Source organism: Marivita sp. NO-S04, assembly GCF_059070475.1.
The window spans coordinates 2,642,489-2,663,047 of record NZ_CM180980.1; the positions used below are offsets into that span (position 1 = coordinate 2,642,489).

19 protein-coding genes are annotated in these 20,559 nt (G+C 59.0%); 8 read left to right on the forward strand and 11 right to left on the reverse strand.

The annotated features are described in order from the left end of the window. Positions 1 to 15 precede the first annotated feature (15 nt). The 6 genes from ACK3EW_RS13480 to betI form a co-directional block, all read right to left on the reverse strand. Complete coding sequence (locus ACK3EW_RS13480; RefSeq protein WP_493806637.1) at positions 16 to 2,469, reverse strand: PqiB family protein; 2,454 nt, start codon at positions 2,467 to 2,469, stop codon at positions 16 to 18. Continuing rightward, positions 2,466 to 3,098, reverse strand: coding sequence for a paraquat-inducible protein A (locus tag ACK3EW_RS13485; protein ID WP_493806638.1), 633 nt, complete (start codon positions 3,096 to 3,098; stop codon positions 2,466 to 2,468). The genes ACK3EW_RS13480 and ACK3EW_RS13485 overlap by 4 nt, the downstream gene beginning before the upstream one ends. Beyond that, positions 3,065 to 3,688, reverse strand: coding sequence for a paraquat-inducible protein A (locus ACK3EW_RS13490; RefSeq protein WP_439120296.1), 624 nt, complete (start codon positions 3,686 to 3,688; stop codon positions 3,065 to 3,067). The genes ACK3EW_RS13485 and ACK3EW_RS13490 overlap by 34 nt, the downstream gene beginning before the upstream one ends. Positions 3,689 to 4,148: 460 nt before the next feature. Then, a complete protein-coding gene (gene betA / locus ACK3EW_RS13495; protein ID WP_493806639.1) occupies positions 4,149 to 5,807 on the reverse strand; it encodes a choline dehydrogenase in 1,659 nt (552 codons plus the stop codon). Positions 5,808 to 5,816: 9 nt separating this feature from the next. Further along, the gene (gene betB / locus ACK3EW_RS13500) at positions 5,817 to 7,274 is read right to left on the reverse strand and encodes a betaine-aldehyde dehydrogenase (RefSeq protein ID WP_493806640.1); all 1,458 of its coding nucleotides are present in this window, start codon (positions 7,272 to 7,274) and stop codon (positions 5,817 to 5,819) included. Beyond that, positions 7,271 to 7,852: a choline-binding transcriptional repressor BetI gene (gene betI, locus ACK3EW_RS13505; protein WP_439120301.1), complete on the reverse strand. Its 582-nt coding sequence runs from the start codon at positions 7,850 to 7,852 to the stop codon at positions 7,271 to 7,273. The genes betB and betI overlap by 4 nt, the downstream gene beginning before the upstream one ends. Before the next feature lie 122 nt (positions 7,853 to 7,974). Here betI and choX point away from each other — a divergent pair, with 122 nt between their 5' ends. The 7 genes from choX (at position 7,975) to ACK3EW_RS13540 (ending at position 13,105) form a co-directional block, all read left to right on the forward strand. After that, entirely contained in the window at positions 7,975 to 8,889 is a 915-nt protein-coding gene (choX, locus tag ACK3EW_RS13510) for a choline ABC transporter substrate-binding protein (protein WP_493809733.1), read from the forward strand. A 54-nt stretch (positions 8,890 to 8,943) separates the two neighbouring features. Further along, complete coding sequence (gene choW / locus ACK3EW_RS13515) at positions 8,944 to 9,780, forward strand: choline ABC transporter permease subunit (protein WP_085631171.1); 837 nt, start codon at positions 8,944 to 8,946, stop codon at positions 9,778 to 9,780. Then, positions 9,777 to 10,829 (forward strand): choline ABC transporter ATP-binding protein, encoded by a 1,053-nt coding sequence (choV, locus tag ACK3EW_RS13520; protein ID WP_493806641.1) that lies wholly within the window; start codon positions 9,777 to 9,779, stop codon positions 10,827 to 10,829. Before choW ends, choV begins: the two co-directional genes overlap by 4 nt. Before the next feature lie 107 nt (positions 10,830 to 10,936). Then, positions 10,937 to 11,800, forward strand: coding sequence for an MBL fold metallo-hydrolase (locus ACK3EW_RS13525; protein ID WP_085631167.1), 864 nt, complete (start codon positions 10,937 to 10,939; stop codon positions 11,798 to 11,800). Positions 11,801 to 11,804: 4 nt separating this feature from the next. Beyond that, positions 11,805 to 12,230 carry a YeeE/YedE family protein gene (locus ACK3EW_RS13530; RefSeq protein ID WP_085631165.1) on the forward strand — a complete coding sequence of 142 codons (426 nt, stop codon included), beginning with the start codon at positions 11,805 to 11,807 and terminating at the stop codon, positions 12,228 to 12,230. Next, positions 12,230 to 12,664, forward strand: coding sequence for a DUF6691 family protein (locus tag ACK3EW_RS13535; RefSeq protein WP_085631163.1), 435 nt, complete (start codon positions 12,230 to 12,232; stop codon positions 12,662 to 12,664). The genes ACK3EW_RS13530 and ACK3EW_RS13535 overlap by 1 nt, the downstream gene beginning before the upstream one ends. A gap of 9 nt (positions 12,665 to 12,673) precedes the next feature. Next, a complete protein-coding gene (locus ACK3EW_RS13540; protein ID WP_493806642.1) occupies positions 12,674 to 13,105 on the forward strand; it encodes a protein tyrosine phosphatase family protein in 432 nt (143 codons plus the stop codon). On the opposite strand, the gene ACK3EW_RS13545 is transcribed toward ACK3EW_RS13540, so the two are convergent. The 5 genes from ACK3EW_RS13545 to ACK3EW_RS13565 form a co-directional block, all read right to left on the reverse strand. Next, complete coding sequence (locus tag ACK3EW_RS13545; protein WP_493806643.1) at positions 13,102 to 14,145, reverse strand: FliM/FliN family flagellar motor C-terminal domain-containing protein; 1,044 nt, start codon at positions 14,143 to 14,145, stop codon at positions 13,102 to 13,104. The genes ACK3EW_RS13540 and ACK3EW_RS13545 overlap by 4 nt on opposite strands. 84 nt (positions 14,146 to 14,229) lie before the next feature. Continuing rightward, complete coding sequence (locus ACK3EW_RS13550) at positions 14,230 to 16,917, reverse strand: ATP-binding protein (RefSeq protein WP_493806644.1); 2,688 nt, start codon at positions 16,915 to 16,917, stop codon at positions 14,230 to 14,232. Beyond that, positions 16,914 to 17,120 carry a hypothetical protein gene (locus ACK3EW_RS13555; RefSeq protein ID WP_439121130.1) on the reverse strand — a complete coding sequence of 69 codons (207 nt, stop codon included), beginning with the start codon at positions 17,118 to 17,120 and terminating at the stop codon, positions 16,914 to 16,916. The genes ACK3EW_RS13550 and ACK3EW_RS13555 overlap by 4 nt, the downstream gene beginning before the upstream one ends. Positions 17,121 to 17,191: 71 nt before the next feature. Beyond that, the gene (locus ACK3EW_RS13560) at positions 17,192 to 17,560 is read right to left on the reverse strand and encodes a response regulator transcription factor (RefSeq protein ID WP_085631153.1); all 369 of its coding nucleotides are present in this window, start codon (positions 17,558 to 17,560) and stop codon (positions 17,192 to 17,194) included. A 93-nt stretch (positions 17,561 to 17,653) separates the two neighbouring features. Beyond that, positions 17,654 to 18,970: a helix-turn-helix domain-containing protein gene (locus ACK3EW_RS13565; RefSeq protein ID WP_493806645.1), complete on the reverse strand. Its 1,317-nt coding sequence runs from the start codon at positions 18,968 to 18,970 to the stop codon at positions 17,654 to 17,656. 219 nt (positions 18,971 to 19,189) lie between these two features. On the opposite strand from ACK3EW_RS13565, the gene ACK3EW_RS13570 reads away from it, so the two are divergent. Further along, positions 19,190 to 20,536: a substrate-binding protein gene (locus ACK3EW_RS13570; RefSeq protein ID WP_493806646.1), complete on the forward strand. Its 1,347-nt coding sequence runs from the start codon at positions 19,190 to 19,192 to the stop codon at positions 20,534 to 20,536. Positions 20,537 to 20,559 lie beyond the last annotated feature (23 nt).

Consider the following 20,559-nt stretch of genomic DNA (forward strand, 5'->3'; position numbering starts at 1 on the left):
CCTACTCGTCCTTCCTCAGCGCCCGAAGATCAGCGAATTGGGGCTGCGCTCGATCGCGCGCGCCAGTTCCGAGATCGACTTCGCTGCATTCTGCACCTCGCGCAGCGCCGAAAGCGTCTGCGTATTGAAATCCGACCGCGCGCCGTAGGACGAAACCACCGCCTCGGTCTCGGCCACCAGCCGCTCCAGCCGCGCTGTCAACTGCGGCAGGTCTTCCACCGACTCCGCCACCGATCCGGCCGCATCCGACGCCGATTGCAGCGTCGCGTTCAGGTTCTCAACCACGCCACCGTCACGCAACTCCGCCAAGGCCAGCCGCATCTCGGTCAGCGCATCGTTGATCGTGCCAGGCAGTTCCAGCGTGTCCTGCGACCCCACCAGCGCGTCCACCCGGTTAAGCGTGCTCGTCGCGCTGTCAACAAGCGCCTGCAATTCCAGCTCTTTCGCCGTGGTCGCCACAGCCTCAAGCTCGGTCAGCAATTCGGGAATGTCAGTCTCGGTAATCTGCCGCAGGTTCGCCGTGAGCGCAGGTGCATCCTGCGACGCCACGCTGATATCCGCCATCGCCCTGTCCAGATTGCGCATCGATGACCCAAGCGCCTGCACCGCGCCCTCGGCCTGCACATCCGCCACGATGGTCCGCACGTCTTCGATTGCCGCTGTCACCGCTGCAGGAATGCCCTGCACCGCCTCTTGCGCGATCAATGCGTCGACCCGGTTCAACGTCGCCGTGGCGCTGGCCACCAATTCGTCCAACTTCAGCTCTTGCGCGGTCTGCGCAACGCCCTGCAACTCGGCCAGCACCGCCGGAATGTTCTCTTCCGTCAGCTTGGCAAGGTTCTCGGCCAAAGCCGGGGCTGATTGCGACGCCGTGTTGATCCCGGCCATCGCTTCATCCAGCTGCGCCAACGCACTGTTGAGAGACTCCACCGCGCCGCCTTCGCGGATCTCGGCCACCAGCGCCGTAAGGTCATTGACCGCCGCTTCGATCTGCGACGGGATCGCCTGAATCGCCTCGTTGCCGACCAAGGCACGGGTGTCATCCAGCAGCGCCACCGCAGATCCCGGCACACGTTGCAAATCCTCATTGCGCGCCAATTGCTCGAACGCCTCCATCAGGCTGATCGCCTGCTGCATCACTTCTTCAATCGGCAGCGCGTTGATCCGCTCCAGCACACCTTCGGCGGTCGCTGTGAAATCCGAAAGGTTTGATTCGACACTGGGCAAACGCGGCGCTTCGCCGTCGATCTCGCGCAATCGCGCAGTTGGAGCGCTGTCCAGAACCACCAATTCAACCCGCAGATCGCTGCTCAAAAGGCTTTCCGTCGCCAATCGCGCGCGCATACCCGTTTCCACAGCGAAACGGAAGAAATCGATGGTTTCCGGGCCAGCCGCCTCGGGCGGAAGCCCCATGCGCTGCGGATCGATCGCCACATCGACGATCAGCGACAGCTCAGGCCCAAACGCCCCCTCAAGCACCTGAGACCGCAACCCTGTCACAACCCCCACATCAAGGCCCTGATAGGTCACATCGTCCCCCGCCTCGAGCCCGTTGACCGACTCGTCGAACAAAATGGAAAACGCCACGCCCCGTGCAGGCCCCCGAACCAGCCGATTGCGCCGCGCTTCTTCCTCGTCTTCATAAAGCGTGAAAACATAGCCCGGGGTCAGAGGTTCGCCGTCATCATAGAGGTTGTCGAAAACCACCCCGCCGGTGACCAGCGACGCGAGGCTGTCAAAATCCACTGAAAATCCCGACGCCCCAAACGAAAGCTCGAACCCCGATGTGTCCCAGAAACGCGTCGCTTGGCTCAGCCGTTGGTCATGCGGCGCGTCGATGAACGCGTCCACGAGAACCGTCCGGCCATCAGCCGAAAGGCGCGGTGTTTCCAACCGCCCCACTTCAACTCCGCGGAACAGCACTGGCGAGCCGTAAGAGATCGTTGTTCCGTCATCCGTGGCCAACGTGATCCGTTGCCCCGGTCGCCCCGGCTGGTTCAACGGCGGCGTGTCGGCACCCTCGAACTGCTGGGTCACGGCGCCCGGTGCATTGTCCCACGCGCCCTCGATGTAGACGCCTGACAGCACCGTCGACAGGCCGCTGATTCCGCGTGCCGACACTTCGGGGCGCACCACCCAGAACACCGCCTCATCGTCGATGAACGGTGCAACATCGTTGTCCACCCGCACGTCAACCAGAACGCGGCTCAGATCGTCGGTGAAGCGAACATCCTCTGCAGTGCCCACCACCACATCGCGATAGCGCAGCGTTGTTTCGCCGGCGACCACGCCTGATGCATTGCCGAACGAAATCTCGATCAGCGTGCCACGGTCCGAGAAATTTTGCCAAGCAATCCCAAGCGACACCGCGAGCGCGAGGATCGGCACGAGCCAGACAAACGACAGGTTTCTCAGGATCGACTTGCGCGGTTGGGAAACGGTCATGTCTGCGGGTGTTGGATCGCTCAAACCTTCTGTCCTTCAGGTGCGTCCCAGATCAGTCTGGGATCGAAGCTATTGGCCGAAACCATGGTGAATGCAACCGAAAGCGCGAAACTAACTGCCGCGATTCCGGGATGGATCGACGCCACAAAATTCATCTGCACCAGCGCTGAAAGGATGGCCACGACAAACACGTCGATCATCGACCAGCGGCCGATGAATTCGACCACCTCATAAAGGTGGAAATGGCTCGACGTGCCCGGTTTTCCACGTTGAACCCTCCAAGCAAGATACGCAATCGCAATGAATTTGCTGACCGGTATGATGACAGAGGCAAAAAAGACGATGAAGGCAATGCCATAGGATCCATGCTCCATCAGTTCGAACACGCCGCCGACGATGGTGCTTTCGGACGTCTTGCCGAATGTGGTGGTGCGCAGCATCGGATACACATTGGCTGGGATGTAGACGACCATCCCCGCAAACAGCCAAGCCCAAACCCGTTGCAGGCTTGCCGCATCGCGGCTGACAAGCCGCGACCCGCAAACCGTGCAGGACTTCGTACTCAACGGGTAAACATGGCCGCATTCCGCACAGCCCACCAACCCGGCACCACGCGCCGTCAGGACGGGCTGCGTGCGTTCAGCGTTTGCCATACTGTTACCCGACACATGAAATTGTCTTTAAGAACCGTGATGATCACCAGCCCCACGAATGCCCAGAACGCCGGACCAAGCGTCACCTGCGCCAACCCCGCAACCTTGACCAGCGCAACCGCCACGCCAATGATGAACACCTCCGCCATCGCCCACGGGCGGATATGTTCCGCAAGTTTGAACACTGACCGTGCGTGTTTTGCGGGTGCCCATCCCAACGCCATCGGTGCAAACACGTAAATCAACGCCAGAAATCGTGTGATGGGTAACACGACAATCAAAGCTGCCACAGCAAAGGAAAGCGGCAACATCAAACCGTCCGAGAACGCAAGAACGGCATCAAAAACCGAACTTTTGCGCCCCAGCCCCTGAACGCTAAGCTCAAGAAACGGAAAGAACACTGCAGCGACCATCAGGATCAGCGCCGTCATGGACAACATGACGATCCGCGTCATTGCTCCTTCGCGCGGGGCCATCAAGACCGTGCCGCACCGTACACATCGCGCTTGCTCACCCATCTCAACCTGCGGCACGCGATGCAACGCGTCGCATTTCGGGCAGGCGATCATGTCTGAGAGCGAGTCGGTCATACCGGTGTGATACGCCATCCATCAAGTAGGTTACAGGAGGTTACACGACGAACGCTCTGCTTGTCCTTTGGTTCCCAAGCCTTGATCAAGGTTTGAGCACAACAATCATGAACCACCGCGTGCGCTGCTCACCAATTTCGACATCGCCCCAAGCCGGACAGAAACTCTCTACTGATCTGCGCTCGGCTCCAAAATACACGGCATCGCCAAAAATTTTGTTGAAAGATGGCAATTCAAACGACCCAAACCGTGTCTGAAAAAATGATCCATCGCCACAATTCCCTTTCGCGTCACCGGTAAATTTCGATGTCGCGACATTGGACGAAAGACGTTAAAAAACGCTTGCCACAACCGATACACAAAACAGAACCAAACCAACTTTTCGATCCATTTTAACGAACAACGCCGCGCTTGCTTCCTTAAACTCCAGCGTACGGTTCGCACCAGTCTCCTGTACGGTTCAGCGCTGTGCAGTTTTCCAGTTCGGGTGAATCCACGGCTCACGATTGTCCGACGGCAAGGGCGATTTCCCCAGGATATGATCCGACGCCTTTTCTCCCACAAGGATCGACGGCGCATTGAGGTTGCCATTGGTGATGCGTGGAAAGATAGAACTGTCCGCAACCCTCAGATTTTCCGCACCAATTACGCGTGTCTCATGATCGACAACCGCCATCGGATCAGTGCGTGACCCCATCTTGCATGTACCACATGGATGATAAGCACTTTCCGCATGCTCCCGGATGAAATCATCAATACTTTCATCACTTTGCGCGGCATCTCCGGGCTGAATTTCATGCTTGAAATAGGGCTTGAACGCATCCTGTCCGAAAATATCCCGCACCAGCCGGATTCCTTGTCGGAAATCCTCCCAATCTTCCTTATGACTCATATAGTTAAAGAGAATTCGGGGATCATCTTTGGGGTTGCCTGACCGCAAGGTGACCTCTCCCCGTGAAGGCGATCGCATCGGCCCGATATGGGCCTGAAACCCGTGCCCCTCGGCAGCCGCTTGCCCGTCATACCGCACAGCGATCGGCAGAAAATGGATTTGCAGATCAGGATAATCGACACCCGGCTTTGAGCGAATAAATCCAGCACTTTCAAACTGGTTAGACGCACCCGGCCCGGTTTTCGTAAGCATCCAGCGCGCGCCCACATAGGCTTTGCCCAAGAGGTTCCAGTACTTGAAAAGGCTCACTGGCTGACTTGACGCCGCTTGTACGTAGACCTCCAGATGGTCCTGCAAGTTTTGCCCCACACCCGGCCGATCCGCGACCACTTCAATCCCGTTTTCACTAAGGTGCTTCGCCGGACCGATCCCCGAAAGCATAAGCAATTTCGGTGAGTTAATGGCTGAAGCTGCAAGGATCACCTCAACATCGGCGCGGACCACTTTGATCTGCCCACCTTGTTCGATTTCAACGCCAACAGCACGTCCGTCCTCGATCACAACCTTACGCGCGAAGCCTCTGACAATACTGCAATTCTCGCGCCTCAACGCAGGTCGCAAATAGGCCTTGGCCGCAGACCAGCGTGCGCCTTGCCATACCGTCATATCAAACGGACCAACGCCTTCCTGGCGGTGCCCGTTGTAATCGCCGGTCACCTCGTACCCGGCTTGCGCTCCGGCTTCGACAAAGGCACGGGTCAAAGGATTGTCGCGCGCGCCACGGGTCACATGCAGCGGACCATCTGTTCCGCGCCAGTCAGGATCCCCCCCATGCCCGCCTGAATGCCAGTTCTCAAGCCTCTGGAAATACGGCAGAACATCCGCATATCCCCAACCCGTTGCGCCCTGATCGCGCCAATGGTCGTAGTCACGCGCATGGCCGCGTACATAGATCATGCCGTTGATTGACGACGATCCACCAATCACCTTGCCCCTTGGACAGGCAAGCCGCCGCCCACCCAAATGTGGTTCGGGTTCGGTCTTATACCCCCAATCATACCGCTTCATGTTCATCGGAAAGCTTAGCGCGCCGGGCATCTGAATGAACGGCCCGGCATCCGACCCGCCATGTTCGATAACGATCACCGATCGACCGGCTTCGGACAAACGGTAGGCCATCGCGCAGCCCGCAGAGCCTGCGCCAACTATGACGTAATCAGCATTCATATCAGTGCCTTAGAAAGGAGCCTCAACGTCACCCATGCGGACGTAGACAGATTTCAGTTCGCTGTAATGATTGATCGCAGCCTTGGAGTTCTCGCGTCCGACGCCCGACATCTTGGTGCCGCCAAAAGGTGCTTCAACAGGCGCGTCGTTATACGAGTTGATGAAACAAGACCCTGCTTCGAGCGCAGCAATGACGCGATGCGCGCGCGACAGGTCACGGGTGAATACCCCTGCCGAGAGACCGAATTCCGTGGCATTGGCGCGGCTTATCGCTTCGTCTTCGGTCGTGAAATCAAGCACCGCCATCACCGGGCCGAAAATTTCTTCGCGAGCGATGGTCATGTCATCGGTAACATCGGCAAAAACAGTGGGTTGGAGGTAGAAGCCGTCTCGGTCAAGGCGTTTGCCACCGGTCACCAGACGCGCCCCTTCATTTTCGCCTTTTTCGATATAATCCATGACGATTTTCATCTGCTTTTCGGAAACCATCGGACCGAAATTGGTCGCCTCATCCATCGGGTCACCGATCACGGCAGTGGAAAGGCGTTCAGAAAGCCTTTTCAGAAACGCTTCCTTAATCCCTTTCTGCACAAATACCCGTGTCCCGTTCGAACACACCTGACCAGAAGAATAGAAATTGCCAAGGATCGCACCGCCCACCGCGTTTTCCAGATCGGCATCGTCAAAGATCAGCAAAGGAGATTTTCCACCCAGTTCCATGGTGACGTGCTTCATTTGCGCGGCAGCGGCGGCGTAAACTTTTTTGCCCGTTGGTACAGATCCCGTCAGCGAGACCTTTGCCACACGAGGGTCAGTGACCAAGGATGCGCCAACGTCGCCAAGCCCTTGGATCACGTTATAAATCCCTGCAGGCAACCCCGCCTCATGCAGGATTTCCGCCACCTTCAAGGCGCAAAGCGGCGTCATCTCGGACGGCTTGAACACCATTGCATTGCCGCAGGCCAGCGCAGGCGCGCCTTTCCAGCACGCGATCTGGGTCGGGTAGTTCCAAGCGCCGATGCCAACGCACACGCCCAGCGGCTCGCGGCGGGTGTAGACCCAGTCTTCGCCAAGCTGGATATGTTCACCAGTCAGGCTACCGGCCAGACCGCCGAAATACTCCAATGCATCAGCGCCACTGGTGGCATCGACTGCGATGGTTTCCTGATAGGGTTTGCCGGTATCAAAGGTCTCGAGCACCGACAGGTCATGGTTGCGCTCGCGCATCATATCGGCGGCCCGGCGCAGGATGCGGCCCCGTTCGGTCCCTGTCATATCGCCCCACGCCTTTTGCGCGCGATGCGCGGCGGCCAGCGCCTGATCGACAATGGCCGGAGTTGCCGCATAAACGGTGGCGATCTGTTTGCCCGTCGCAGGATAAATAACCGGAATCGGCGTGCCGCTGGTGTCTTCGACATAGGCACCGTCAATGAAATGGCTGGCTTTGGGCTGTGTGTCGTAGCTCATACAAGGGGCTCCCTGTCCGCTTGGGTGATTTCATGTGAAAGCGCAGTCAGCACCTGTCGCGTCGCCTCGTCGCCCGATGGCACCTCTTTGCTGAGCGCCTCGCGAAGATAAAGACCGTCGATCAGCCCCGCGATGCGTAAGGCGACTTCGGCAGAGCGCACGCCGACAAGCGGCCGTAGATTGAAGACAAGGTTCGAGTGCAATCGGCGCTGGTACACCGCCAGCAAGCGGCGCGCCTGATCGTCGGATTGGGCCAGAACGTAGAAATTCAACCACGCAGCAACAACTTCGCGCCGAAAGTTCGAATGGGTAAAGCCTGCGCGGATGATCGCCTCTACACGCGCCTTTGGCCCGTGGGCCATCGCGAGGGCACCGCGCACCTCGGCGCCATACAGGCTTAACGTGTGGCGCATGGCGGCCAGAAATATCTGATCCTTGCCACCGAAATAGTGATGCGCGAGTGCCGAAGACATGCCCGCGCGTCGCGCAATCTGGGCCACAGTTACGTCCAAAGACCCCGCTTGCCCGATCTCGGCAATCGTTGCTTTTACCAACGCCTCGCGGCGTATAGGCTCCATTCCGAGCTTCGGCACGTTCGACTCCGAAAAAATTAAGTGTTTGACGTGCGGGACCGTATGGCGTTTTTAATTGACTCGTCAATCAACAAAAACCGACCTCTGTCAGGGAGACCAACAAAATGATGAAATCTTCACTCTCAATCCTCGCGATCTGTGCTGCAGGCGCGGTCGCTGCTGATTGTGACTCAGTCACGTTCTCGGACGTTGGCTGGACCGACATCACAGCAACAACCGCAGCAACCACTGTCGTGCTCGATGCGCTCGGCTATGAGACCGACATCAAAGTGTTGTCTGTGCCTGTGACTTACACCGCGCTGGCTGAAGGCGACGTCGATGTATTCCTTGGCAACTGGATGCCGACGATGGAAGCCGACATCGCCCCCTACCGGGACGCGGGCACTGTCGACACGGTCCGCGCGAACCTTGAAGGTGCAAAATACACGCTGGCCACAAACAAGGCCGGGGCCGATCTGGGCATCACCAGCTTTGCAGCCATTGCCGCGCAACGCGATGCGCTGGAAGGTGAGATCTACGGGATCGAGCCGGGTAATGACGGTAACCGCCTGATCATGGACATGATCGATGCCAATGCGTTCGACCTCGAAGGCTTCGACGTGGTCGAAAGCTCGGAACAGGGGATGCTGGCGCAGGTTGCCCGCGCGGATGATCGTGGCGAACCGGTGGTGTTTCTTGGCTGGGAACCGCACCCGATGAACGCAAATTTCGACATGACCTATCTTGAAGGTGGCGACGACTGGTTCGGCCCGAATCTTGGCGGTGCAACCGTCTATACCAATACCTCGGCGGGGTACGTCGATGCTTGCCCGAACGTGGGTAAGCTGCTGACGAACCTCGAATTCACACTTGCCATGGAAAACGAAATCATGGGCGCGATCCTGAATGATGGTGCCGAGGCGCGCGATGCGGCGACCGCTTGGCTGCAGGCGAACCCCGACGCTTATATGAGCTGGCTGGATGGCGTGACCACCAAAGATGGCGGCGATGCCGTGGCAGCCGTGAAGGCCGCGCTTCAATAAACTGGACAGGGCGGCATCGCGCCGCCCTTCCCTTTCAGACCATAGGACCCTTGCATGGACTGGTTGACAGAGAACAAGATCCCGGTGGGGAAAGTCGCCGGGACCGCCTTTGACTGGCTGGAAAGCAACGGCGCGTTTTTCTTTGACGCGTTGTCGGATGCGCTCGAGGCGATGATCGACGGCTTTTTGTGGCTGCTGCAAACGCCCCATCCGTTGGTCATCATCGCGCTGTTTGTGGCGCTGACCTATTACCTGCAACGCAGTTGGAAGGTCGCGCTCTTCGTGGCGCTTGGGTTTCTGTTCATCATCAACCAAGGCTATTGGGAGGAAACGACCGAGAGCCTGACTCTGGTCCTGTCGGCCTGCGTTGTCTGCATGGGCGTCGGCGTACCCATTGGCATCGCGGTGGCGCACAGGCCCCGGCTTTATGCGTGGATGCGACCGGTTCTGGATCTGATGCAGACCTTGCCGACTTTCGTCTATCTTATTCCCGCGATTGTATTTTTCGGCATCGGCATGGTGCCGGGTCTGATCGCAACGGTGATCTTTGTTCTCCCTGCACCAATCCGCTTGACCCACCTTGGGGTCAGCTCCACCCCTACTCCGCTGATCGAAGCAGCAGAAGCGTTCGGGGCAACCAAGTCACAGTTGCTGTGGAAGGTCGAATTGCCGTCGGCCCTGCCGCAGATCATGGCGGGGCTGAACCAGACGATCATGCTGTCACTATCGATGGTGGTGATCGCCGCACTGGTCGGCGCAGACGGATTGGGTGTGCCAGTGGTGCGGGCCTTGAACCAGGTGAACACGGCGCGCGGATTTGAGAGCGGCTTTGTGATCGTCGTGGTCGCGATCATCCTTGACCGCATGCTGCGGATGGAGCGCCAGAAATGAACGACACCCGCGTGGAATTCGACAATGTCTCCATCGTGTTCGGAGACAAACCGCAGGCCGCCTTACCGCTGATGGACGCCGGGCAGGACCGCGGGCAGATCCAGCGCGAGACCGGGCAGGTCTTGGGCGTGCATGACTGTTCTTTGGACGTGACTGAGGGCGAGATCCTTGTCCTTATGGGTTTGTCTGGATCGGGCAAATCAACGCTGTTGCGGGCGGTGAACGGGCTGAACCCCGTCGCACGGGGCTGTGTGCGGGTGCATGATGGCCAAGGGCTGGTAGATGTCACCAACGCCAGCGCAGAGGTGCTGCGAACGATCCGGTTGCGCCATGTGGCGATGGTGTTTCAGCAGTTCGGTCTTTTGCCTTGGCGGTCAGTGCGCGAGAATGTCGGGCTGGGGCTGGAACTGGGCGGACAACCGAAGGCCGAGCGTAACGCGCAGGTCGAGAAACAACTGGCCTTGGTGGGCCTCACCGATTGGGCCGACCGCAAGGTCGCGGAATTGTCGGGAGGGATGCAGCAGCGCGTCGGACTGGCTCGTGCTTTTGCAACGGATGCACCGATCCTGCTCATGGACGAACCGTTTTCGGCGCTTGATCCGCTGATCCGCACCAAGTTGCAGGATGAACTACTGGACTTGCAGCAAAGGCTGAAGCGCACGATCATCTTTGTCAGCCACGATCTGGACGAAGCGTTCAAGATCGGCAATCGCATCGCCATCATGGAAGGCGGGCGGATCGTGCAATGCGGGACGCCACAAGAGATCTTCCGCAATCCGTCAAACGCCTATGTGGCTGATTTCGTTAAACATATGAACCCATTGGGCGTTCTGCGCGCACGCGACGTAATGCGCACCGGGACCGCTTCAGCCGAGGCGGTGGCGGTCGACGCGGATGCGCGGGTACAAGAAGTGATGACCACGCTGGTCAGCAGCGAGGTCGATCTGTCCGTTGTCGAGAGCGGCACGCCGATCGGGGTGATCGGCAAGAACGATGTTCTGGTCTATCTGTCCGATCCCACCGGTGCGGGCGCTACACCTTCGGCATAGTCCCAAGAGCGCCTGAAAACGTGTGTGTGCCGTACATTTTTTTGCGGCACCCCCTTGCTACGTATTCAATTTTCTTTATATGTTAATCAAGCAAGGAGGGCTCAGACATGACACCCAAGGTCACAGGTTTTTTTGACGACGCCACCAACACCATTTCCTACGTGGTTCAGGACCCGCAAGGCAGCGCCTGCGCGATTGTCGATAGCGTTCTGGATTTTGACTATGCGTCGGGCCGTACCGACACGAAATCTGCCGATGCCGTAATCGCGTTTGTGAAGGAAAACGGTCTCGAAGTGCAATGGTTGCTTGAAAGCCATGTCCACGCTGATCACCTGAGCGCGGCACCCTATCTTCAGGACGCGCTTGGCGGCAAAATCGGGATTGGCGACCGCATTCAGGTCGTACAGGACACCTTCGGCAAGGTGTTCAACGAAGGCACCGAATTCCAGCGCGATGGCAGCCAGTTCGACAAGCTGTTTGTCGAAGGCGACAGTTTTCACATCGGCCAGATGCGCGCGGATGTGTTGCACACGCCGGGCCACACGCCAGCCTGCCTGACCTATGTGGTCGGGGATGCAGCATTTGTCGGCGACACATTGTTTATGCCGGATTTCGGTACGGCGCGCTGTGACTTTCCGGGTGGCTCGTCCGAACAGCTTTACGACTCGGTGCAAAAGATCCTCGCCTTGCCGGACGAAACCCGCATCTTCGTGGGCCACGACTACAAGGCTCCGGGCCGTGACGACTATGCGTGGGAGACCACAGTAGGTGAACAAAAGGCCAAGAACGTACATGTCGGCGGCGATGCCACCAAGGACAGCTTTGTAGAGATGCGCAACGCTCGCGACGCGACGCTGGCCATGCCGAAACTGATCATCCCGTCGCTGCAAGTGAACATGCGCGCCGGGCAAATGCCGCCTGCGGACAAGGACGGCAAAGTCTTCCTCAAGATTCCTGTAAACGGATTGTAAAGAAATGAACCCGGATTGGATTTACGGGCTGGTCGGCGGAATGCTGATCGGCACTGGCGGCGCGGTATACCTGCTCGCCAATGGGCGCATCATGGGTGCAAGCGGCATTATCGGCGGTCTGGTCGATGGCAGTGGGCGCAGCACGATGTTGGAACGGATCAGCTTTCTTGCGGGGTTGGCACTGATCCCTGTGGTGCTGCTATACTTTCTTGGCCCAAAGGAAACCCATGCAACAAGCAACTTTGCGCTGTTGATCGCCGCCGGGCTTTTGGTGGGCGTCGGCACACGTCTGGCCAATGGTTGCACCTCGGGCCATGGCGTCTGCGGGATCTCTCGGATGTCCCTGCGCGGCATGGTTGCGACGGTCTTCTACATCCTTGCCGGCGGTCTGACCGTCGTTCTGTTTCGCCATTTGCTGGGGATCATCTGATGCGCAACTATTTCGCTTTTCTGGCTGGTGGTCTGTTTGGGGCCGGGCTGTTCATTTCGGGCATGACTGACACCCGCAAGGTGCAGGGGTGGCTGGATATTTTCGGCAATTGGGATCCGACACTGGCCTTTGTGATGGGCGGCGCGATTATCCCGATGGCGATTGCGTGGCGGGTTGCCGCAAAGCGGCGCTTTGCCCTAACTGGCGACGCCATGCCGCCACCGCCCGAACCGAAACTGGGCCGCAACCTTGTGATGGGATCGGTTCTGTTCGGGATGGGTTGGGGCTTGGTTGGCCTGTGCCCCGGTCCGGCGATTGCTTCGCTCAGCTATGGCGGGATCGAAGGGCTGGTATTTCTTGGAGCGATGGTCGCCGGGATGAGCGCCATGCCAAGTCTGCGGGCATGGCTGGACAGGCCCGCGACAGCGCAGTAGGTCTTAACGATGGATATACGCCCCATTACAGACCGCTATGCCGTGTCGCCGCAGATCGACCCGGAAGATGCCGCCGCCATCAAGGCGGCGGGCATCACCACCGTGATCTGCAACCGCCCGGATGCCGAAGTGCCGCCGTCGCATCAATCAGACGCGATGCGTATGGCGATCGAGGCTGCCGGGCTCCGGTTCGAGGTGTTGCCGATCACGCACCAGACCATGACCCCCGACCGGGTGGCCCAGCAGTTTGCGATGGTCGATGCGTCGGGCGGCCCGGTTCTGGCCTACTGCGCATCGGGCACACGCTGTTCGATCCTTTGGGCGCTCAGCCAAGCTGGTCAGAAAAGCGCCGACGAGATCTTGGGCGCAGTGGCACAAGCAGGGTACGACCTGTCGATGCTGCGCCCCACGCTTGACGCGGCGGCAGACGCACAGCGTTAAAGCGCGTCGAGGTTCGGTGTCGAGGAGCTGTCCAAGACACCGTCCTTACCGTCAATCGCAAGCGATCCCGTCGTCTCAAGCGAGGCCGCGCCCAGTGTGGCAGGAAGAGACACAGTGGGTGCTGGGGTTTCGTTCACAGGTTGAACAGATAACGAGATCTGCGGGTCGCGTGAGTGCATAGCGGTCGTTTCGGTTCCGATACGAATGGCGCGAAAGCCATTCATTTGCCCCAGCTTTCCGCGTGCCACCTCGTGTCCCCCGGACAGAACCAGAGCCGCGGATGTCGTTGCACCCGCCGCGAGCGGCAGCCTGTCCCCCGGCCGCAACGCCTGCGCCTTGTCGAGAGAAAGATGGATGCGGGTCAACACCGCCTGCATGCGGACAGGCGCAAGCTTGAGCACAGCTTCATGTTTCCCCGGACCGGGTACCCCACCCGTTCCCCCCGCCTTCTTGGGTTCGGGAAACATAAAGACAACGCCGCCGCTCCGCGTATCCTGTGCAAGTGCGGTGTCAAATTCGATCACATGATACATGTCCGCATCCAGCACCAGCCCCGCCGTTTGCGCATCTTCGACCAAAGCGCCAAAGCGATAGTCCTGCAGATGTGCCATTTCGGGCTGGGTCGACAACATGGAAGCAAACCGGGGCAGCGCGGCATCAATCACAGGGGCAGTCATCGCCGCATCGGTCGGCGTGTAGGCGCGCGCATCGGCTGGAAAACGTGTCACCCTGCCCAAGGTCTGCACGTCGATGAACCCGGTGACGATATCGCGATCAAAGGTGGCAAGCGCACGCGCACCAGAATCGTTTTCAAGCACGACAATCAAGTGATCCGGCGCCAACCGCGACATTGCCAGATCGACAGGCATGGTATCATCACAGGTGATGCGGGGAACCAGACCAAGCCCCCAAAGCGCATCCGCCGCAATCGACAGCGCGCGGCCCAAGGCACGCGACACCGACCATGCACCGCCGCCCAGCGCCTTGCGTTGTGCCTGCGCCTTGCGCTGTAAAACCGAGTCTGTGACGGTGTCGGTCATGTTTGTGCCACGTGCCCCCTTGGCCTTTTGTCCGTTTATCGCCGGAATTGGTTACCAAGGGTTTAGCAAATCTGCACAGAGCGCCTATTGCGCGGCCAATGCGATGCGGTAGGGCAAGACAACGCGGAACGTCGCACCACGCGCAGAGGGCACATAATCGACCGATCCCCCCAAGCGCGTCATGACCTGGCGGCAGATGGCCAGCCCAAGCCCTGCGCCACCCGCTTTTTGGTCACTGACACGGGCGAATTTTTCAAAGATCATGTCTACGGCTTCGGGTGCAATGCCCGAGCCGTTGTCGTGAAAATCAATCACCACGCGGTCGGTTTCCTGCATCACACGGATCACCAGACGAGGCGTTTGAGCATCACAATATTTGCGCGCATTGGCGATCAGGTTGATGAAAACCTGACTAAGCCTGTCCAGATCGGTGTGCAGCACGATGTCTTCCCGACGCATGTCGCGTTCGATGGCCATTTGGACACCGTCTTCACCGATAGCCGCCGCAGATACGGCCCGGTCAAGCGCATCGCGCAAGCTTCCTTCGCGCAGATTCAGGTTCACCTGTCCGTTCTCGACCACACTCAGGTCCAGCAAATCGTCAAGCAGTCGCGTCAGACGCTGCGCTTCGTCGTGGATGATCGACGCATAGCGTGACTGGTCGTTTGGATTCATCTGGTCAGTGTCGCGCAGGATCTCGGAAAATGCCCGGATTGAGGTCATCGGCGTGCGCAATTCGTGGCTGATTTGGCTCAGGAAGGCGTCTTTCTGGATCGAAAGGCGGGTGAGTTTTTGGTTGGCGTTGCGCAATTCCAAAGCGGTGCGGCTGAGTTCTTCGGACTGTTCCTTGAGCCGTGCCGAGTATTCCAGCATCTGCGCCGTTTCATCCGCCACCGCCATCAGGTCTTCGACCGAAATCGCCATGCCACCCGTGATCTGCCCAACCATCGCATGGGCGGTTGCCGCTCCGACAGAGCTTCCCAATTCGCGCTCCAAAGCCTCAAGAAAATCAGGTGTGGGTGCCGGCAAATTCCCACGCGCGCCCTGGCGCCGTGCGTGACGCAAGAACAGCGCCTGCGCCTCTCTTGCACCCAGAATGCGTTGTGCCATCACCATCAGGTCTTCGGTTTGTGCCGTTCCGCCAGACCAGCTTCGAGCATTGGTCGAATGTTCGAAAATGTTGACGAATTGTGCCGCCTGAAGCCGCTCCAGCGGTGACGGGAAGGTGACAAGCGACACCCCGACAAAGGCCACAACGTTGAACAACATGCTCCAAAGCAGCGCATGCATGAGTTGGTCCATACCCTCGATGCCAAACAATGCGTCGGGCTTCAGCCAAACCAAACCAAACAGCCCGTTGTCGATGATTGCCACAGGCAGGATCGTTCCGACACCAAAGCTGGGCAGGTAGAGCGTATAGAGCCAGATCGCAAAGCCCGCGGTGAGTCCGGCGAACGCCCCCATCCGTGTGGCTCCGCGCCAGAACATGCCACCCAGCATCGCGGGCAAGACCTGCGCGAGACCACAAAACGCCACAAGGCCGATGGAGGCCAGCGCTTCGCCTCCACTGGACAGTCGGAAATAGAGATAGCCCAGCATTACCACGCCAACGATGGAGATCCGTCTCGCCATGAGAACGGCAGCCCGAACGTCGCCAGAAACGCTGGCCCCGCTTGGGCGCAATTGCAGCCAGATGGGCATCACGATGTGGTTCGACACCATGGTCGACAATGCAATTGCCGCGACGATCACCATCGAAGTGGCGGAACTGAACCCACCAAGGAAGGACAGCATCGCCAACCCGTTTTCGCCCAGCGCAAGCGGGATTGTCAGAACGAACAGGTCGGGGTTGGATCCATCGGGCATGATGTCGAGTCCCACCACCGCGATAGGCACAACAAACAAGCTGATAAGGCAGAGATAGAGCGGAAACGCCCAGCTTGCGGTCCGCAGGTGGCTTTCGTCGTCGTTCTCCACCACCAGCACCTGAAAGGTTCGGGGCAAGCACAGGAAAGCAGCCGCAGACAGAAAGATCAGCCCGGCCCAGCGGCTGCGATCGGTGTGCCATTCGCCGAACTCGGACGCGTCAATCCGGTTGAGCGCCTCGGTCAATCCGCCCGACACCCCCCAGACCACGAAAATGCCAACCGACAGCAATGCCACAAGCTTGACGACAGCTTCCACCGCAATGGCCATGACCACCCCGTCATGCCGCTCTTTGGCGTCAAGGTTGCGCGTGCCGAACAGCACTGTGAACACTGCCAATCCCAATGACAGCCACAACGCCACGCGGGCCTGATCCTGTGCCGCAAGACCATCGGATTGCGCGGCGAAAACCGAAAAGGACAACGTCACGGACTGCAATTGCAGCGCAATATAGGGTGTCGTGCCGATCACCGCGAGGATCGTGACGCCTGCTGCCAGCAGGCTGGATTTGCCATAGCGGGATGAGATCAGGTCAGCGATGGAAGTGATTTTCTGCGTCCGACCGATCCGGATCAATTTGCGCAAGAGCCACCACCAGCTGACCATCACGATCGTCGGTCCAAGATAGATGGTCAGGTATTCAAAGCCGTTGCGCGCCGCAGACCCGACCGCGCCGTAGAACGTCCAAGCCGTACAATAGATCGATAGCGACAGCGTGTAGATCAACGGCGAACGCAACCACGCCTTCTTGCCCTGCAGCGCCAGCCTGTCGGCTGCGAAGGCGACGAAGAACAGGAAAAACACATAGGCCGTACAGACTGCGACCAGCAGGTTGAGCGTGCTCATGTCTCGGTGTCCGGCGGTTCGTCCACCTCATCGGCCAACAGGCGTGACAACCCCCACGTCAAAAGGATCACCCCGCCCCAGACCGCAAAGATGTAGATCAGAGCCGTTGCGCTGCTGACGGTGCCCTCACCTGTTTGCGGCCAGATCAACGGCACGCTCCAGAGGATCAGTGCAAGAATGGGGGCGACACGCGCGGCGTCCATGACCCGGCGTCTGCGATAGGTGCGTCTTTCGTGAAAGACAGTCGGCGATCCGGGCCTGTCCGTCTCGCGCTTCATTTGGCAGCAAGGGCTCTCACGGTTTCGAGCACATCCGCATTCGAGAATGGTTTTGTCATGAAGGCGTCACAGCCCGCACGTTCCGCGATCTCGCGATCCTTGGTCTGCCCCCGCGCAGTCAGCATAAGCACCGGCAGGCCATTGATCTCGGGGTCGTCCCGCAATTCGCGCAGGATGTCATAGCCGCTTTTTCCCGGCAGCATCACATCGAGGATCACCACGTCCGGCCTCCTCTCTTTCACCATTTCGACAGCATCCGCCCCGTTGGAGTGGGTTTTGACCGTCCATCCATCCCGAGACAGGATGAAGCTTATCGCCTCAATGATGTTGGGTTCATCTTCAATCAACAGAACCTGTTTGGACATGCGCGCCCTCCCCCGTGCCGCAAGCTGCTGGTCGGCTTTTTGCCGTTATTTTGGGCCAGCTTGCATAAACTATTACGAAGTGCAGGCAATGTGTCAAAGCTTCCGCGGTGCCGACGCGACCATGATTGACGGTTCACGTCGTGCTTCGCAGGTTGGGTGAGGGCAAATCCGGCACGTAAGGCCAACATGGCGGATGTGTTCCGATACGTCGCGCTTGGGTTCTGGCACGATCAGCATATGACTCTCGAACAGAACGTCCTCGCCCGATCGGGCCGGACCGGTGGGTTGGGAAATGGCGTAGCCGCGATGACGGGCTGCGGCGCGGGCGGATTGCTCCATCACTTCGACATGCACCATCATCGGCCGCGCCAGCGCCCTGTATAACGGCCAGAGCGCACAACCAGCGCCAAGTCGCGGCAAGGGAAATTCCGGCAGTGGCTTACGGAAGGTCGTCACACCAGACCCGTCGCAAATCGCCAACCCCACAGGTTCGGGCAAGATGTCCTCGGGCAGATGCGCCAGACGGCGCATGGCGCTGGCCAGATCGCACCCGAACCGCGCTGCAAAGGCAAAGGGATCGTTGCCGGATACCGCCACCGTATCGGCACACTCGCCCAGCGGCATCCGTTCAGCGTCTGCACGATACCGCGTAATGGCACGCCGCAAAAGCCATCGCGCGGCTTGCGAAACACCCTGCCCCAACTCTGTAGCCACCGCATCGACATCCACGTTCGATGTTTCCAGCGCCGGAAAATGGAACCCAAATTTCTGAAATACCCCGTCAAGTTCATCCTGCGGAGCATTGGTTTCAGACGCCTCAGAATCCGCCTCTTCAAGATATTGCGCCAAGCTGCGGCTCGTGTCGGCAAGCCGGGCACTGTCTTCATAGATGTTGCGATTGAATCGGCGTTGCCATTCCGGTTCGATATCGCCCGGTTCGGCAAGGATCGACGCCGCAGAGCGGATCGCGGTCACGGTCGACAACATCTCGTGCAGGGATGCCGCCAGATGCGGGTCATGGGTCAAACGGTCGGTGAGCGCCTCGACACTGCGTTGGAGCGTTTCGACCTTGCGCTGGTTGTCAGCCAAAAGAGCCGCCCAGCCGGGAAACCGCCCGGCGAATTCCTCTACCCGAACGAACTCGGCCTCGGACATGTCGATACCGCTGGCCGCCTCGCGCAAGGTGGCCAACAGCGTCGTCTCGGCACCTTCGGTCAAAGACCCCGGCTCAACTCCCAGCGCATGCGCGATATCGACAAGCAATTTCCCGCCGATTCTGCGCCGGTTGTGTTCGATCAGATTCAGGTAGGATGGCGAGATGTCCGCGCGTTTGGCCAATTCGGACTGCTTCAACCCGGCCATCACGCGCCGCTCGCGAATGCGGCTTCCTGTCAGAGTGTCGCGAGGCATCTCAAATTCCCGTGATGAATCAATCCGTTTCTGCGCTGCAGAAGAAAGAAATTTACAGGTTTCTGCAATGCGATGTAGATTTTTTGACAGAAAAACTGTTTGAAGCAAAGCGCTTATTGCTATGTTTTCCATGCATAGCCGATAATCAATTTGCACATATGTGCGGTGCTGGCGGACGGAGGAACGCCGCCGGACCCTTAAAGACATTGGGAGGATTATATGTCCAAAGGCAACCTGACACGTCGCGGCGTGCTCAAGACAGGTGCTGTAGCAGGTGCGGGTCTCGCTCTGCCCACGTATCTGTCCGCAGCCGGCCATGAAGGCTTTACAAACGCACCGACAGGCTCGACCGTCACGCTGGGTTTCAACGTACCCCAGTCCGGTCCCTACGCAGACGAGGGTGCAGACGAACTCCGCGCCTACGAACTCGCTGTCGAACACCTGAACGGTGAAGGCGACGGCGGTATGCTGAACACCTTCTCGTCGAAGGCATTGGACGGCACCGGTATTCTTGGCAAGAAAGTCGAATACGTCACGGGCGACACGCAGACAAAGTCTGACGCAGCGCGCGCATCGGCAAAGTCGATGATCGAAAAAGACGGCGCTGTGATGATCACTGGCGGCTCGTCCTCGGGTGTGGCTGTTGCCGTTCAGGCACTTTGCCAGGAAGCTGGCATCATCTTCATGGCGGGCCTCACACACTCCAACGACACCACGGGTAAAGACAAGCGGGCCAACGGCTTCCGCCACTTCTTCAACTCGTACATGTCCGGTGCAGCTCTGGCCCCCGTGCTTGCAGCCAACTACGGCACCGACCGTAAGGCATACCACCTGACAGCCGACTACAACTGGGGTTACACCACAGAAGAAGCAGTTAAGTCCTCGACCGAAGCGATGGGCTGGGAAACTGTCGGCACGGTTTTGACACCGCTGACACAGACCGACTTCTCGTCCTATATCACACCGGTTCTGCAATCTGACGCAGACGTTCTGGTTCTGAACCACTACGGCGGAAACATGGTGAACTCGCTGACCAACGCGGTTCAGTTCGGTCTGCGTGACCGGCTCGTGAACGGCAAGCAGTTCGAAATCGTTGTTCCGCTCTACTCGCGCCTCATGGCGAAGGGTGCTGGTGCCAACGTTAAGGGCATCTTCGGTTCGACAAACTGGCACTGGTCGCTGCAGGACGAAGGCTCCAAAGCATTCGTTCAGTCCTTCGGCACCAAATACGGCTTCCCGCCGTCGCAGGCCGCACACACCTGCTATGTTCAGGCCCTGCTCTATGCAGACGCTGTTCAGCGTGCAGGCTCGTTTGCACCATGCGCGGTTGTCGAAGCGCTCGAAGGCTTCGAGTTCGACGGCATGGGCAACGGCCCGACCCTCTACCGTGCGGAAGACCACCAGTGCTTCAAGGACGTTCTGGTTGTGAAGGGTAAAGAAAACCCGTCCTCCGAGTTCGACCTCCTCGAAATCGTGGAAGTCACACCGGTCGATCAGGTTACGTACGCACCCGATCACCCGCAGTTCGCCGGCGGCGCGCTCGGTACCTGCAACAACGGCGCGTAAGCCCTTGTTTGTTGAGGTGGGCC

Bases quoted from the DNA above. Each gene is read 5' to 3' on its own strand.
- ACK3EW_RS13485 (WP_493806638.1), bottom strand. From the start codon at position 3,098: ATGGCAAACGCTGAACGCACGCAGCCCGTCCTGACGGCGCGTGGTGCC.
- ACK3EW_RS13490 (WP_439120296.1), bottom strand. From the start codon at position 3,688: ATGACCGACTCGCTCTCAGACATGATCGCCTGCCCGAAATGCGACGCG.
- betA (WP_493806639.1), bottom strand. From the start codon at position 5,807: ATGAATGCTGATTACGTCATAGTTGGCGCAGGCTCTGCGGGCTGCGCG.
- betB (WP_493806640.1), bottom strand. From the start codon at position 7,274: ATGAGCTACGACACACAGCCCAAAGCCAGCCATTTCATTGACGGTGCC.
- betI (WP_439120301.1), bottom strand. From the start codon at position 7,852: ATGGAGCCTATACGCCGCGAGGCGTTGGTAAAAGCAACGATTGCCGAG.
- choX (WP_493809733.1), top strand. From the start codon at position 7,975: ATGAAATCTTCACTCTCAATCCTCGCGATCTGTGCTGCAGGCGCGGTC.
- choW (WP_085631171.1), top strand. From the start codon at position 8,944: ATGGACTGGTTGACAGAGAACAAGATCCCGGTGGGGAAAGTCGCCGGG.
- choV (WP_493806641.1), top strand. From the start codon at position 9,777: ATGAACGACACCCGCGTGGAATTCGACAATGTCTCCATCGTGTTCGGA.
- ACK3EW_RS13525 (WP_085631167.1), top strand. From the start codon at position 10,937: ATGACACCCAAGGTCACAGGTTTTTTTGACGACGCCACCAACACCATT.
- ACK3EW_RS13530 (WP_085631165.1), top strand. From the start codon at position 11,805: ATGAACCCGGATTGGATTTACGGGCTGGTCGGCGGAATGCTGATCGGC.
- ACK3EW_RS13535 (WP_085631163.1), top strand. From the start codon at position 12,230: ATGCGCAACTATTTCGCTTTTCTGGCTGGTGGTCTGTTTGGGGCCGGG.
- ACK3EW_RS13540 (WP_493806642.1), top strand. From the start codon at position 12,674: ATGGATATACGCCCCATTACAGACCGCTATGCCGTGTCGCCGCAGATC.
- ACK3EW_RS13545 (WP_493806643.1), bottom strand. From the start codon at position 14,145: ATGACCGACACCGTCACAGACTCGGTTTTACAGCGCAAGGCGCAGGCA.
- ACK3EW_RS13550 (WP_493806644.1), bottom strand. From the start codon at position 16,917: ATGAGCACGCTCAACCTGCTGGTCGCAGTCTGTACGGCCTATGTGTTT.
- ACK3EW_RS13555 (WP_439121130.1), bottom strand. From the start codon at position 17,120: ATGGACGCCGCGCGTGTCGCCCCCATTCTTGCACTGATCCTCTGGAGC.
- ACK3EW_RS13560 (WP_085631153.1), bottom strand. From the start codon at position 17,560: ATGTCCAAACAGGTTCTGTTGATTGAAGATGAACCCAACATCATTGAG.
- ACK3EW_RS13565 (WP_493806645.1), bottom strand. From the start codon at position 18,970: ATGCCTCGCGACACTCTGACAGGAAGCCGCATTCGCGAGCGGCGCGTG.
- ACK3EW_RS13570 (WP_493806646.1), top strand. From the start codon at position 19,190: ATGTCCAAAGGCAACCTGACACGTCGCGGCGTGCTCAAGACAGGTGCT.